The following is a 16,633-nucleotide window of genomic DNA, read 5'->3' on the forward strand; positions in this document are numbered from 1 at the left end:
CAGAACGACGCTGTGATTAACACTTACACCTCTTGTAAGTTTTCCTCTCGGATAATCTGTATGTTTTATTGGACCTACTCTGCATCCTCAGTCTTTGGGGTCTCGTGGACATCCATGTTCTTAGGAAGCACAAGATTCAGAATGATGGCAACTATGAATACAACAGCCACACAGTTCTCAGCAAATACCGTCTGCACAATCTTAGGGAAGATCTGGATAAGGGAGCCTATTCCTGCAATTATCATCGCGCTCCGAATTTGCTGTTTTAGCTTGTTCTTTACTCATTTTCTTTCCTGTATTTTTTTGTCCATTTCAACAGAAATGATTATACCATAGTTCGTGCAATATAGACATGTTTTTTTGTCGCTTTTTCCTAATTTTTTTAGTATAATGTAAATGCTAATTTTAAAAAATGGAGGGATAACTATGGCATGGTATGATGAGGCAGTATTTTATCACATTTATCCATTGGGACTTGCAGGAGCCCCTAAACAGAACGACTACGGTGAGCCTGTTCACCGCTTAAACACCCTGCTTCCATGGGTGGATCATATAAAGGAGATCGGCGGTTCAGCACTGTACATCGGACCACTCTTTGAGTCAGTCGGACACGGCTACGAGACTACAGATTACAAGAAGCTCGACTCCCGTCTCGGAACAAATGAGGACCTGACAGCATTTGTGGCTTACTGCCATGAACAGGGAATAAAGGTCATCTTCGACGGAGTGTTCAACCACACAGGCCGTGACTTCTTCGCATTCAAGGACATCCAGGCAAACAGAGAGAATTCACAGTACAAAGACTGGTACTGCAACGTGAATTTCTGGGGCAACAACGAGTACAACGACGGTTTCTCTTACGACAACTGGGGAGGCTATAACCTTCTCGTCAAGCTGAATCAGAAGAATCCGGCTGTCGTTGACTATATATGCGATGTGATTCGTTTCTGGGTGAGTGAGTTCGATGTGGACGGAATCAGACTTGACGCTGCGGACGTCCTTGATTTTGATTTCATGAAGGCACTGCGCCGCACAGCAAATGAAGTGAAGCCGGATTTCTGGCTCATGGGTGAGGTCATCCACGGCGACTACAGCCGCTGGGTAAACGGCGAGACTCTTCACAGTGTCACCAACTACACACTTCACAAGGCTCTGTACAGCGGCCACAATGACCACAACTATTTTGAAATCGCGCACACTGTAAGACGTCTCCAGAACATGGGAACATTAAAGCTCTACAACTTCGTAGACAACCATGATGTGGAGCGTATCTATACAAAGCTTACCAATAAGGCTCATTTTGCACCTGTACATGTATTGCTCTACACTCTTCCGGGTGTGCCTAGCATATACTACGGTTCAGAATTTGGTATTGAGGGACGCAAGGAATATGGCTCGGACGATTCCTTAAGACCAGCTCTCAATATAGAAGATTACAAAGATTCAGTAAAAACTAACCCTTGCACGGCACTCATTGCCGCACTCGGCAAGGTACGTCAGGCTGTTCCTGCACTGTCATATGGCAGCTACGATGAGCTGATGCTCACCAACAGACAGTTCGCATACGCAAGAGATCTTGACGGAACACGTGTCATCGTGTCAGTGAACAATGACGATGCACCGGCCGGAATGCACCTTGCAGCAGGGAACTGCACAGCATACATCGGCGCCCTGTCAGGCGAAAAGGTATCTGTACAGGATGGTCATATCAACATAACCCAGCCTGCAAACAGTGGTGAGATCTGGGTGCCTGAGGTAACAGACCTGGATGTAAAGCCGGTTAAGGTTGTGACGAAGACTGATAGCGAAGCTAAGACCAACACAGAAGATAAAGCAGCATCTGAAACAGCTACCGATGCAAAAGGCAATAAGGAAGCTGAACCAAAGATAGAATCCAAAGAATCCAAAGACATTGTGACTGCTACAGAATCTGCAGATGCTAAGAAAAACACTACTGATATTGAGAAGAATACTACTGCCGCCAACGAGGTAAAAGATTCAGCCAAGGACGCTTCTGCCCAAGCTGCCGCCGACACCCCGGTTGATCCAGAAACCATCACAGTTGACTGGAGCAAGTCTCCGGAATCCATGACAGTTCCAGAGCTTCAGGCTGCAGTCCTTGCAAAGCTTGCCGGAAACGGACCTGTTGACGCACAGATGAAAAAGACAGTCGTAGATAATATCTGGCACGACTCTCTCGTCAATTGGCTGAAGAGTTTCAGATAAAATTACGTAGAAACAGCCAGGTACATATTCTCCAAATTGGAGAACATACACCTGGCTATTTTTTCACCTAAAAATCAACAAATTGCAGCCTGCGGCCATCAAACCTGATATAACCATCAAAAAAACTGCTGACCATATCGCCTGACTGCTGAATATACCACTGTTTTCCAGATAAAATTCGTACGGATTTTCTGGATTGATATAAAGATATACCACATCGCCTTTACTTATATTCAGTCCATATACATATGTCTGCTCATACACTTTATACTGCTTATCCCTGTATGTAAATTCAAATACTCCCGCCTCCGGATATCTTCTGCCGGCTCTCATATCCTGTCTCATATCTGCACGTACATCATGGCATACAGCTTTCACAGTAAATGAACATCTTCGCTCAAGCGCTTTTCTCTTACATATCACAGAGAGCAGTGTTATTGCACTGACCACAAAGAATGCACAGACAAATATCTCTGCATAAAATGCTCCAACATTGCAATTTTCTCTCCCCAATATCCGTTCCGGGAGCAATACTATCTTATCCGCGAAAGAGCCATCTTTCACAGCACACGCCGCCCATATCAGCGCCGATGCAGCACCGGCAAACACAGATATGAACACTATACCGATGATGCTCCCCCGCTTTCGCTTCTTAATCATCGGAATAAGAGTCTTTAGAATTATGACAAGAACTATCCCGGCAAAAAACTGCCCCACAACAAGCATAACAGCATCCGTTCCGATCTCACTTGCAACAAATCCGGCTATAATACTGGCAACAAACCATATGCCAAATATTACGCCTCCAATTTTCTCAGGCATAGAAACATTTTTTTCTTCTAAATTGTTATTTCCCATATACCCCACCTCTCAGCAAATATCCCACAGCGATCCTACTGCTCCCTGAACTTTATCTCGCCCGTAGCAGCGTCCATGCTGTCCACTATCGCAAGCGACTCAAGATGATATCCGAGATTCCTGATGACCTGACCACCTGTCTGGAAGCCCTTCTCAACTGCGATTCCGATTCCCTCTACGCTGGCGCCTGCTGACTTGACTATGGAGATGAGTCCCTGAAGCGCACATCCATTTGCAAGGAAATCATCTATGATAAGAATCTTGTCCTCCGGATTTATAAATTTTTTGGATACGATAACCTGATTCTTACACTTGTGTGTAAATGACTCAACCTCTGCCACATACACATCGCCCTCTATATTAATGCTCTTTGACTTCTTCGCAAATACAACAGGCACGTCAAAATGTCTGGCAACAACACAGGCAATGCCTATTCCGGATGCCTCTATAGTAAGGATCTTGTTGATCTCTGTTCCCTCAAATCTCTTCTTGAACTCCTCACCGATCTGATCAAACAGACGTATATCCATCTGGTGGTTCAGGAAACTATCCACCTTGAGAACATTGCCCTCCTTTACTATTCCATCCTTAGTTATTCTCTCTTCCAAAAAATTCACGTCGTAATTCCTCCTTGAATACCTGTCAAATACGAATCCGTCCGTACTCGCTCATTCTCTAAGTTCCAAACGCCATCTTCACCAACACTTTTATGCCATACGGAAATTATCCTCATCTCAATCTGACGTTACTGATTCGTATGTAATCATAATTATAGACATAATACAACAACAATCTAAGTTTTTCCACCCTAATTATATACATTCATATACAACTTTTACATGCGGTGTATTCAAGTAAATCACCACCGAACACAAATCTCACAATCACTAGATAAGTCCCCTGTTAGATGCCTCCCTGACCGCCCCGGCCTTATCAGTCACCCCGAGTTTCCTGTACACCTGGTTCAGATGATACTTTACATTCGCCTCCGACATGTTGAGTCTGTCCGCTATCTTCTGTCTGGACAAGCCCTCTGCCTGCAATTTAAGTATGGCTGTAGCCGTCTCACTGAGTTGAACATCATCCACTCCCGCTTTCATATATCCGGGGTAGTATCTCGTCATACTCTCAGTCTCCTTCTGCAGTTGTCTGAAATATGCCCTTCTTGCGGCTATCTCCTTATCGTCAGCACCATCTTTCTCGACTTTCCATCCACAGGTATTTATAAGAGTATTCACCGCCGCACCTTCTCTGGATATAATCCTTGTGAAGCTATATTCCATCGCAGTATCCATAGCATGGCACATTGCCTTTTTCCAGTCATCATTTTTCAATCGCTGCAAAGCTACAGCCATCAGCACACTACATTCTATCCCTATATACGTACGGGACATCATCTCAGCATAATATCTCAGCTTTGTCAGCAGCGAATATGCCTGTTCATTCCGTCCGCTTTGAAGGTATACTCTCACTTTGGTTAGATAGATAAACCTGTCATATATCCTGAATTCAACATTTTCATCCGGAGCATTTTCCATCCAACCTGTAACACAGGCTCTATCTCCTCTGTACAGGCTGCATCTGGTCTCAAATGCATATATATTGGGAAGGAGATTTTGTCCTTCCTCTTTTTCAGCCTTTCCCTCTATTCCATTCAAAACCTCAAGAGCCTCCTGTGGCTTTCCGTTCTGCAAATGCAGCCACGCCAATATACCATCAGCAACAAAGCACTGCTCGATTTTTCCTCCTGCTTCCGCCTGCATTCTGCCCTTTGCCGCAAGCGTTGCCACCTCGTAATTATCTCCGCTCTTTTCAAGAAAACTCTCCGCCAAAGCAAGATTTACAAGACCTTTTCCGTATTTTCCAAGCACAAACTCCACTATCCTGCCAACCTTCGATGCCAGCTCTCTGTCTCTCTTGCTCCACTCACAGAAATCTTTTCCACCGTTCATCATTGAAGGCAGATTGGATGTAACCGACCATTCCTGTATTCTTACCTCCTTATTAAAGACCATTGTGTATGCTGACTTCAAAAGCTTTAATACATCAACACTTCCTCTGTGCGGCAGACCAATATCCAGATACAGCAAAAGCCCCTTTGCATTTTTCCTGGCACTTCCCTGGTTTTCATCTGCATATAATTTTAGTCTGTCGTACCATCTTTCACTCTCATCAGGATTTAGAAGGAGTGACTGCAGCATGCTCATACCACACATAAGCTCAGGACTTTTCTCGATGACATGATCCGGAAGTTCCAGGTAATATTTTTTCAGATCATAGTAATAACCACTGTTCGCCGCATGTCTGGCATTATCGACAAGTATTGAAACTATTCGCTCTGTAACTCCTGCATTTTCATACATCTCTAGAGCTTTCCTTATATCTCCGTTAAGTCTGTAAAACAGTCCGGCATTCTCATACAGGCCTCTTATACGCTCTTTCTCGTACTTCCGCTTAAGACGTCTGCGCATAGAGACCCTCATGTGAAACTGCAGTTGATATTGTGTATTGCCATCCTTATCCATCCGGCTGGTCATAAAGTTTCCAAGCCACTTTGCCCTCTCGATCAAAAGCTCACTGTCACTTCTTCCGGTTATCATCTCAGCCTGTTTTGTTGTAAACTCATCCACCACGGATATTTCCATGAGAAATTCCTGCATTTCCACATCCCAGTTATCATACACATGATACTCAAGGTAATTACACATCTCATCCACAACGCGTCTCGAAAAATCACAATACATATCATCTGTCATCTTGCTTGTATATGCCATTTCCATGTATTTGATGTGGCACATCTCCACAGCCAGCGGAAGTCCTGTAGTCTCATAGTACATTCTCTGCACTTGTGCCTCATTGATACTAAATCCAGCGTATTCAGCATACTTCTTTATATCCTCCAGACTGAACATAAGCAGCTTGCTGTCCACCACATAAAATCCTTCTTGAAATCTTACAGCAGAAAGCCATGGGGGAACCGGACACCGGCCAACGAGTATAACCCATACGTCTTCTCTTCTAATGAGTTCTATGATCTGCTCCCTCACTGTGTCCACATCCCCCCATGAGAGCTCGTGCAGATTATCTATGACAATTATTTTTCTTGCGTTGCTGCTTTCTACCACAAGGTCATCCGGTCTGATACCGCCGGCATCCACCACCATGTACTTACGTGTTCCAAGATATCTGCTGACAAGAGTCGTCTTTCCCGAACCACTGACCCCATAGATATACGATGTTACATTCTCATCATCCGCCGTTCTGAGAAGTCTCCATGCTTTTTTCGGTTTTATAAAACAGCCTTTATTACCCGAAGCCGTATTCCCCATATGTACAAATCTCCTTTTCTCACTTTTTAATCCCGGTATAGATAATCAACACCCTGTATATATCAGCAAAGGTGCCTGTATCCAGCCCCAACGGGCCGGATATCAAGCACCTCATGCAGCTACTATTTTTATTTTACTATAATCTGCACAGCCTGTGTAGTGCCATTTACAGCAATTACATAGACCGTACACTTTCCTGCGGCCTTTGCCTTTATTCTTCCTTTGGCATCAACTGTGGCAACATTTTTATTTGTACATGCATACAAATACCTTGCACCATGTGTGCCATCAAGCACCATCTTGCTGGCGTCCGCCTTGGTAAATCCAGGTTTAAGCTGAATCGTCTGCTTAACTCCCAACACATAGCTCTTCCGTGGAAGCAGAACCTTCTTGATGTTGGTATATTTGCCGCTATTGGTAACTATATGAAGCATGACACTATTGTCTATATACTTCTTCTTACCATTTACCAGCTTATATGCCTTTACTCTCAGCTTGATCATATCTAACTTAGCAAGTGATTTGCCATTAATGCCGGATATTGTAACTCGGGTTGCCGATGCGCCCTTTACCGATTTAATAAGACTTTTCGAGTCAAAGTTTACATAGCACTTCTGTGCATATATATCATATCCGTCAGCCCTGTTAACCTTACCCCACACAACTGTCACTTTGTTTCCAGATACTACTGCATGGATATTCTTATTGATACCAGCTGTATTTTGTGCCGGTATTTTTGCTACAAACCTGGCATTGATTTTCATATTCTTATTTGCAGCAACCTTTACCGAAGTTTTTGTACTCTTGAAGCTTCCTGTCCAGCTTCCAAGTTTACAGTTTTTTGCCGCCTTTGCTGTGCAGATAAGAACCGTTCCCTCGATCACTGATGCACCATTCTTAACTGTTTTGCCTTCCGCAGTCTTGATTGTGATCGATCCGTTTTCAGTCTTTCCAATAGCTACCTTCACATACCTGAACTTGAATGCCGCGCTTATATTCATGTTCTTTGTCACCGTAAGTTTCACTGTAGTACCAGTCTTGCCTTTGGCATCTCCGCCCCAGGCTGACAGATCACAATGCTTTGCAGGAATTGCCTTGCAGATGATATCTGTGCCTTCCTGAACCAGCTGTCCGTTAGATATCTTCTTACCGTCAGCTGTTGTGACAGTTACCGTACCATTCTTCACTGTGGCAATACTTACCTTTGCATATCTTGCCTTGAAGGCTGCTCCCACTGTGATACTTCCGTCAAGGGCTTTTTCAAATGTGCTCTCAGCCTGATCTGCCGCATCCTCTGTCCATGCGTCAAAGTCATAGTACATATCCGGTGTTGCTGTGTATGTAAGAACAGTTTTCTCGTCAATCATTTCACCGTTCTCCACCTCTGTGCCATCTGGCTTTGTCACCTTTATGTTTCCATGCTCCGTATCTGCTATTGTTACAGAGTAAAGCTTAACTGCATCAACCTTAAACTCCATATTCTTTGTGACGTTTACATCACTTACAAGATATGCTCCTGTCTCAGTTCCATCCTCTGCAAGCACTGGCTGGACTGACATGATATTCTCTGACTCCTCTGAATTTTCAGCGTTCTCTGGTTCATCAATGATTATATCTCTGATTCTCCAGCCCTCAGCAGGTGTAATAACAACACTCGCATCTCCGTTCTCTCTTACCATATTATCAAGAACTACGCCATTGTCATTCTTGAATACCACATTGTCTGGTATCTTTGTAAGGTCTGTTATAGTGTAGGCTGTCTCCGGTGTGCTTTCACCACCTGCAGTCTCTATCAGATTATTATCTCTGTCATAATTTCCCTCTACAGGAATGGCATATCCAACTCTGTCAACAAGCTCTGCACTTACCTCTATGCTGTTTGTAACATCATTTAAAAGTATCTCGTTGGTAAATCCAAAGTCAGCGCCAGACTCTTCCTTGACAACCTTTCCGCCTCTGATGTACTTGACTGTCCATGCCTGGATCATATAATCATCAGAAGGTGTTATGGCAAATCTTACATCCTTGCCAGAACCTATTCTCACTAAGTTATTCTCAGCATTTATTGGCTTAAGTCCGCTTATATCTCCATCCTCGCCGGCATAACCTGTACTGATGTCTATATTGTCATATTTCTTAACTTCATCCTCATTCTTGAATATTACATTTACAAGAAGTGATGGTGCGATATATGCATATATCTCTGCATCCTTTGTTATGTCTGTCAGCTTGTATGTGAGTTCATCTGAATCAACATCTACTCCGTCAACTGTCCAGTGCTCAACTGTGTTGTATTCATCCTTAGGGGTAACTGTGATCGTCAGGTCCTTATGTCTCTTGAGCTTAACCTCTCCTGATACGATCTCAAGTTCCTCGCCGTCAGAAGATGCTGTGATCTTCGCCGATCCGGTTCCTGTTGTACCTACCTTAACTGTATACTCTGGAATCTCCACAAACTTAACATATACTGCCACATCTGTGTAGATAGTCTTCACCTCATAGGTAGTCTGCTCCAGTTCAGTGCCTTCTATAGCCTGTGTACACTCAGGATCAAGATACCAGCCCTCGATCATCTGGCCATCTGCAGGAGCTGCCGTAAATACTGCATCTCCGCCGGATACCTGGCTATCGCCACTTGTGATCTCAGCCTTCTCGTCCAGTCCATATACCGCTGTCACAGTTCCAAGAGCAGCATCATTTGCCTCAAAGGTTATAACTGACTTCAGCTCCTGCTTAGCAAAGTGAGCAACAACATCTATGTCAGATGCCACCTTGTCAACCACAAATACGTTGCTGCCAAGCTCCTCTGCTGTGTAATCCTTTGTTCCCTCTGCTGTCTTTACTGTGTATCCCGTACACTCCATATACTGATCCGGAATAGCCGTAAACTTAAGCATTCTGTCGCCTCTGATATCCGCAGACTCTCCATCAAGTGTTTCTCCTGATGTCACGTTCTCTGCCTCTATCTGTCCGGCTCCGTCCGCCGACCATGTTATCTTATACACAGGTCTGTCAAACACCGCCCTCACATCAACTCTCGTATCCTTTGGCACTTTGTATGCAAATATCTTCTCTGCCACACCCTGGCTGATTCCATTTACAAGCCAGTCTGCAACTTCATATCCTTCTGCAGCCGTCGCTGTGAATTCCACATATGAAGCAGCACCTATCATATCTCCTGATTCGAGCACCAGCTTTGTAGATGTGATCATGGCGCTCACCTCACCTGTTCCCTCTGTCTCAGGACCAAATGTGAGTACATCACCAACCAGCTCAAGACCAGCCATAACTGTCACATCAGATGAATCTCCGTCAACCGTGATCTTAAGGGTATCATTTACTTTCTTGTCTGAATATAACTTTATATTCTCTGTCTCGCTTGTCAGCTTATGTCCATTTATAATCCATTCTTTTACATTGTATCCATCATCAGGCACAACCTTGAATGTGATGACAGAATCTCTGTATATGTCTGTGATCTGCGCAGATTTGCTCTCCGTCGCATCACTTATGGTATCTCCTATCTGTATGTATGAAGGGAGATTTTTTCTTGACACATCTGCACTTATAGAGCCGTGTGTCTTTCCTGACGCTTCTCCAGCAGAAGCCTTCTCTATCACTTTCAGAGAATACTCAGCCTTCACGGATGGTGTGATCTTTCTGTATGTGACATTTACTGTCACATCACCTGTAAATCCATCTGCCGGAGCACTCCACGTAAATGTGTATCTCTCTGTTCCGGACTCAGCATCCGCAGTCTCAGCCAGCTTTCCTTCTCCGCTGTTCTCCGCAAGACTGAATACATCCTCTCCTGCGTAATTTACCTTTATGTCAGCTATCTCATAATTTCTCTTCACCGCAAATGTGAATTTCAGATCATCCTTACTTGCATATGCGATACATCCGCCATTTGCCAGATCAGAATCTCCTGACTTTGCAGTCATCTCTGTGTCATTTCCTGATGTCCACGACACAACCGGCTGTTTGTAGAAGTATACGACAACCTTTGTATCCTTGCCGAGATATTCTAGTTCATACCTCTGGGCATCAGCACCTTCTGCCTCAGCATCAACCTTCTCGCCATTTACCTCCCAGTATGCTATCTCATAGCCTTCATTTGGAGTTGCTGTAAATACTATGTCACTTCCCTGAAGCTGCTTGTCACCGGATACAAGTGCGTCTGCACTTCCTGCAGCCACAGCATCTACCACACCAGCTGCATCATCATCCGCACCATATGTCACCTTGTATCTGTTCGGCGCAGTGTACTTAACTGTATAATCGAGGTCTGAAGCTATATCATACACTGTCATCGTCCTGAGATCCGCTGATACAGTTCCAAGTTCCTGTCCATCTGCTGCTGACCATCCGTCGAGAAGAAGTCCTGACGGAACTGTAACCTGAATGGTTACGTTGTCGCCTCGGCTGACTTCATATATACCGTCTTCACCGCTCTCTATAATCACTGTGCCGTCAACTCGCTGAGCCTTGACTGTGACATCCACACCTGTTGTCACTGTAGTCTTTCCATCGCTTCCAACAGTTACAGGTGCGACTGATATTTTGAAATTCTGTGCCTCTGCAAAATATGCCGTGATAAGTGTATCCTCGCTGATCTCCTCTGCATCATATGTGAGAGATGTGTTATTTGTCACTCCATCTTCCGCGAGAACGGTCTCTGGAACTCCATCTTCTCCCGTAACAGTCCAATGATCCAGAACATATCCTGCTGCCGGAACCGCAGTGAGTCTCACCTTCTGTTCTATATGAATGTTTGCACCTGAACCGAACGATTTTCCAATTGTTCCATCCGTCACATAGTTTGCCTTGAGTGTTCCATGAGCCTCATTGTCAGGCTTGTATGTCAGCTTGTGATATACAGGCTCAAAGTTTACTGCTACATTCATGTTTGCTTTCAACTTATCCATCTGGATCTGGTCATCGCTGCACGCCTTGCCACCAGATGTTCCACACTGTGGATCCGTAACTGTCTTTCCATTTAACGACCAGCTCTTAACCTTATATCCCTTATGAGGAGTAGCAGCTAAAGTGATCGTTGAGTTCTCAGGGAGTCTTGTTCCACTGTCAACTGTGAGTCCGTCACTGTTTTCATTTCCAGGCTGCTGGTACTTGATTGAAACTGTACCATGTGTATTTGCCGGTCTGGCAGTAACGGTGTACACGTTTCCTGTCAGTGTGTATGATGCTTTAACCAGGTTTATTATATAGTTCTTCTCAAGTTCATTCATAACCTGTGAATGCTGATCGCCCACCTTGACGTATGCAACATCTATATCATATATACCCGGCAACAGCCCACTTACTCCATCTGATCCGAGCTCGTAATCCCTGTCTCTCTGAGGCATTATGTCGGTATCCCATGCCTTGAGACCTGTTATCACCGCATCCTCGCACTCTCTTACAGAATCATTTACACTTTTCTCTGTATCCTGGGCAGCTATCTCAAGCTGTGCCCTTCCAACATTTATATTCTTCTGGGTCTTGTCTCCGCCATTTGATGCCGTTATCTGGAACATTCCAATAGACTTCGGTATAAACACACCGTTTGCAAGTTCGTATTTGTCTGTGTCCTCAAATTTTCCTGTCTTATTATTCTTTATCTTAACTGTGTATTCTGAATCGTCCGTGATATCCTGAAGCTTTCCTGTATTGTCGTATGACACTCTCTCCAGAGACATCTTCACTGAATCTCCATATCTTACATTATCCTGCATGGTCAGATTCATGTTCGTCTTTCCCTCAAATGAGGTATATATAGCCATCGAGTCAGATATACTGTCGTTGTACTGTTTGTTTCCTGCAAAGTATACATATACGTTGTATATTCCCTGTCCGGATGGCTCCCACTGTGCAGTATAGCAGCCATTTGCTCTGTCGTACTTACCAGCTATGCGCCTGCTCTCAGGCCCTGTGATGACAAATTCCACATCTCCCTGTACATTCTCACCTGACAGTGATTTTGGCTGACAGCTGAGTGTGATCTTGTCTCCTGTATATGTGACCTCTGCTCCTGTGGTCTCAGATCTCACCGTCTTGGTCTGATATACTGATTTGAGATCAGTCTGGACCACCTTGACAGTATCTGACACATTCAGAGTCTTCTTTGAAGTCATCGTAAAACTTCCGCTTTCACTATCTGCCACATAATAGTACACCGTACTGTCTTCACTTCCCGATGTGTTTCCGAGGAGATAGAAGTTCTTGCTGCCATCCTCTGATACCCATTTTGCGAGTATCCTGTCATATGTAACATCATCAGATGCATATGACACCTTTTCACCTGCATAGTCATCTGCATTTACGCTGGTCAGCTTATAAGTATTGCCATCAATATCTGCGATGAAATCTGATTCACTCACACCATATGCCGCGCCGCCCACATCAGATGCTTTAAATGTCTGTGATTCATCCACGTAACCATCGCTGTCCTTTTTGACGCTTACGCTGCATGGATAGTAATTCTCGTCACTATCTTTCCACATATAGTTTGTTCCGTCGCTGACAAGAATATATTCCCTGACTCCGGATGTTACTGTTATAAGATTTCTCTCCTTAGTCACGTTCTCCACCTTTGTAGTCTCTGAGCCCGATGCCCTGACTACGCTGCCATCCGACAGATCTTTATTCTCGGTATCGTTGTGCGCCAGAAGCATGACCTTGCTGTCTGCCTTATTTACAGTGAGTGTCGCAGTCTTGGTGTAGAGTGTGATGTCGTTGTAATAAACTCTGCATCGATATTCGTTTCCATCCATTTCATCACTTACATCAGTAAGTCTGAGCGTAGGATTGCTGCCTCCTGTCGATACGCTTCTCCATCCATTATCTGTATTAACCTGCCAGTTGTATCCAACGCTCTGGTTTACTCCATCCCCATCATAATAAACCGCATTTGCCGCAAATTCTGCATTTCCACCCGCAAACGTATTTGTATCATCAGGGTTCTTTGTTATATGGAAATTAGAACTGTCCTGAAGTGTCGTCGCGGTTGCCGGACGGCTGAACAGACTCTTTGAACCATTTGCCTGAAGAGCCCTCACTGCAAATGTGTAAGTCCTGTTGGAATATAGTCCCTTCACTTCATAGTCAGTAACTGTATATGGCACAACTGCCTTGCTGTTGTAATTACCCCCTGCATCAACGATACAGACCTCATAGTAATCTGCATCATTGGACGGTGACCACTCAAGACTGACACTTTTTCTCGTTGTGTCGACAACAGAAAGTCCCATCGGCATACGCGCCGGACGAACAACATTCTTAACATCATAGCCAATGACGAACACTGAATCACTGTCGCTGTTCAGCTTTGCAGTGTTCACTCGCAGCTGCCAGTCAAATGAGAAGCCTGTGCAGTCTGCCGGAACATTGTCCACCGTTCCACTGTATGTAACACCATTCGAGCTTACACGGGTGTGACCAAGACCCGCATGCTGGCTTGATGTTACACCGACGATGACCTTATTACCGAGTCCTCCGCCTCCAGCACCAAGCTTTTCGTTCGCCTCAAGGAACACTTCAGTTGAATACTCATTCTCATCAGTCACAGATATCGTCTGAGTCTGATCTGCACCAGAGCTGGCATTTACAGAAGAATAATTGTTATTTCCACCTGACTGATAGGCGTACTTTAATTTACCTCCAAGAGTCTGGTATGTAGCAGGGTCTCCCGCTGTGTTATTCAGAATATTATTATATATCTCGTTGAGCCCCTTGCTCCTTCTTGCAACCTTGTCGTAATCTGCCACATCTATGATTGAAGTTGAAGGTCCGAGACATACCGGCATAACCACCGGCTCCCATTTTCTCGCAATCGGATCATATATGGAGTATTCGTAATACATATATTTCAAACAGTACAGAACAACCTGATCAGAACCTCCACCTGCGGCATTATATGTTATCTCATATTCCGTTGTCTGTGTATTTGCATATTCAAAGCTTGCTCCATACGAAAGTTCAACCTCTACCTCACCTGCTCCGATGAGCTGGATCTCCGACGACACATACGCGCCAACTGATATTGACAAGTTAGCTGATACCGTGTTCGATGAACCTTTGCTTGTTGAATATGATGTTCCACCGTTATTTACATATTCATATACTTCCTGAACATCATCAAAATACGGACTTGCCTGAAGGATTGCATAGACCTCTGGATTTGTGTATACCGGATACTCTCCCTCGTACTTTAACCGCACACTGTCATTATCAATATCCGGAAGACACAGTGAAACAAATGTTCCATACATATCCTGTCTGCTGTTCGACTGGCATACTACACCCTCCTGACTGCTGTATGGGCTGCCGCCATCCATAGAAAATGTCGCTATGTCCAGCCAGTAATAATCATCTTTATCATTGAGTTTCTTCTCTCTGTGCACTCCCACAACGCATACAAAACTCTGTCTGTAATTGTTCCCCTTGGCATCCTTATCGACACAGCCAACCCTGACATCGCCGATCCACACCTGATCTTTTTTCTTCTTGTCGTTGCCCTGATTGCGCTGGTCGGTACATATACTCATGCTTCCTATCTCCGAACCTGTTATTCCGCCATCTTCCAGTGAGAAAGCATATACCTCTGCGCCAAAAAGCACACTGTCATTTTCATTATTGCCGTTCATACCCTTAAGGTCTGCACACGCAAGCGCCATAGGTGCATTCACAGGTCTGTAATATTCATTATCTTTAACCTTGTGATATTTCACGATTTCTTTACTCTTAGTCCCCAGGCTTCTCGTATGATAATCTGACAACACATAATTATCCGTCAGACTATCGTAGTATACGTATCTGTATGCAGCCTGCGTGGCTTCATATTCCATCTGCGAATATTGAGAATTGCTCGAATAATATCCTCCAACTATAAGTCCTGTGACCATGGCTCCTGATCCAGGATACTTAAACCGGCCAAATGCACAGTTTGCAGCATACATTCCGTAGTTCTGTTTTTTGTCATCTGTGTCTCCAAGTGACACTTCATTCAGACCTTCTATAGGGACAAGTCTGCCGTCTTTATATGTATAGACGGTCATATGACCTGCCTTTGCCATGTTGTAATTCAGAACTGATCCAGATACGGCAACCGCGGCCTCATCCCGGCCGTCCTGCTCCAGATCACCGCCGGCCAGAGTTACCACAGGAGCTCTTCCTATTCCATAATCACACCACGATCCATCCGTTCCACTTTCATAATTAGATGCAAGCCCGCCCGGTATGCTTATATTATTTCCCTTTGTGAACCTGCCGTTTCCCTTGCCATAATATACATCGACTATGGCATAGCGTATGTTCTGATCGTTTATATTTCTATCCTCGTAAGTTCCACAGTATACGAGAAGATCTTCAAAGCCATCTCCATTCAGATCGGCCTTTTCGATCTCAAACATCGCATCCAGCTCCTGCTGGTATCTTCTGATAAAATACAAAAGTCCATCGCTATATGTAGAATTCTTGTTTAAAGTAGGGGTAAGCGTAGCAATTGAATATCTTGTACCATCAGCTGCTATCTTGAAAATATTCACATCTATCTTTCCGCGGTACTCCTTGCCGTCTATGACAGTTTTAATACTTTTCCATCCAGCTGGACCGAATACTTTATCTCCATGTACTCTTAGCTCCGCAACGTAGTTGGTTTTTCCGTCGCCTCCATCAAATGCAACGCTTGTCGCATACAGGCCGTCAAAACCATTACTGTCCTTTTTTAGAACATTTCCCATGTTGCTGCTTATGTTACTGTCTCCCGATCCGCCGTGTTCCACTTTCACATTATCTTCGCCAAGATCATAGAAACCATACGCTCCGTACAGATTGCCAAGGCTGCTGTTTACCTTTGTAGTCCTGTCCTTGAAATCTCCAATCCTGTCAAATCCGTCTCGCACAGTGTACTTGTTTCTGTAATTGCCGTTTGCCGCAACGTATACCTCATTCACCTCTGCAAATGTAGATATATTATCCTTGTCATACGGCACCGCAGCTTTGCTTTTGTCTATATCGGTGCTGAGACCCAGAGCTTTGTATGTACTCTCGTCAATCTCTGTCTCGACCACCGTCTTGCCTGTTTTCTTCGAGCTGTCCGCCGCGTATGCTTTTTGTCCGGGAATAAATCCGGACAGCATAGATAGCACCATACTGGCCGTCAGCGCCCAGCTTATCGCCCTCTTTCTCATAATTTCTTCCTCCCTTTCACTTAAAAAACT

The 16,633-nt window shown here is 44.4% G+C and carries 6 protein-coding genes; 1 reads left to right on the plus strand and 5 read right to left on the minus strand.

The window, feature by feature from the left end:
- Nucleotides 1–74: 74 nt before the first annotated feature.
- Nucleotides 75–245 carry a hypothetical protein gene (locus DW025_RS03745; protein WP_158564597.1) on the minus strand — a complete coding sequence of 57 codons (171 nt, stop codon included), beginning with the start codon at nucleotides 243–245 and terminating at the stop codon, nucleotides 75–77.
- Nucleotides 246–426: 181 nt separating this feature from the next.
- On the opposite strand from DW025_RS03745, the gene DW025_RS03750 reads away from it, so the two are divergent.
- Nucleotides 427–2,226 carry an alpha-amylase family glycosyl hydrolase gene (locus DW025_RS03750; protein WP_119998761.1) on the plus strand — a complete coding sequence of 600 codons (1,800 nt, stop codon included), beginning with the start codon at nucleotides 427–429 and terminating at the stop codon, nucleotides 2,224–2,226.
- A 63-nt stretch (nucleotides 2,227–2,289) separates the two neighbouring features.
- Here the strand turns inward: DW025_RS03750 and DW025_RS03755 are convergent, their stop codons facing one another.
- The 4 genes from DW025_RS03755 to DW025_RS03770 all read right to left on the minus strand — a co-directional run bounded on the left by DW025_RS03755 (nucleotide 2,290) and on the right by DW025_RS03770 (nucleotide 16,603).
- On the minus strand, nucleotides 2,290–3,084 hold the full coding sequence (locus tag DW025_RS03755) for a hypothetical protein (protein WP_119998763.1): 795 nt from the start codon (nucleotides 3,082–3,084) through the stop codon (nucleotides 2,290–2,292).
- 35 nt (nucleotides 3,085–3,119) lie between these two features.
- A complete protein-coding gene (locus DW025_RS03760) occupies nucleotides 3,120–3,701 on the minus strand; it encodes a xanthine phosphoribosyltransferase (RefSeq protein ID WP_004849872.1) in 582 nt (193 codons plus the stop codon).
- Nucleotides 3,702–3,971: 270 nt separating this feature from the next.
- Entirely contained in the window at nucleotides 3,972–6,413 is a 2,442-nt protein-coding gene (locus DW025_RS03765) for a LuxR C-terminal-related transcriptional regulator (protein WP_119998765.1), read from the minus strand.
- A gap of 128 nt (nucleotides 6,414–6,541) precedes the next feature.
- On the minus strand, nucleotides 6,542–16,603 hold the full coding sequence (locus DW025_RS03770) for an InlB B-repeat-containing protein (RefSeq protein WP_165854739.1): 10,062 nt from the start codon (nucleotides 16,601–16,603) through the stop codon (nucleotides 6,542–6,544).
- Nucleotides 16,604–16,633: the final 30 nt, after the last annotated feature.

The organism is Coprococcus sp. AF38-1 (genome assembly GCF_003603945.1).
Taxonomy (GTDB): Bacteria; Bacillota; Clostridia; order Lachnospirales; family Lachnospiraceae; genus Coprococcus; species Coprococcus aceti.

Bases quoted from the DNA above. Each gene is read 5' to 3' on its own strand.
- DW025_RS03750 (WP_119998761.1), top strand. From the start codon at position 427: ATGGCATGGTATGATGAGGCAGTATTTTATCACATTTATCCATTGGGA.
- DW025_RS03755 (WP_119998763.1), bottom strand. From the start codon at position 3,084: ATGGGAAATAACAATTTAGAAGAAAAAAATGTTTCTATGCCTGAGAAA.
- DW025_RS03745 (WP_158564597.1), bottom strand. From the start codon at position 245: ATGATAATTGCAGGAATAGGCTCCCTTATCCAGATCTTCCCTAAGATT.
- DW025_RS03765 (WP_119998765.1), bottom strand. From the start codon at position 6,413: ATGGGGAATACGGCTTCGGGTAATAAAGGCTGTTTTATAAAACCGAAA.
- DW025_RS03770 (WP_165854739.1), bottom strand. From the start codon at position 16,603: ATGAGAAAGAGGGCGATAAGCTGGGCGCTGACGGCCAGTATGGTGCTA.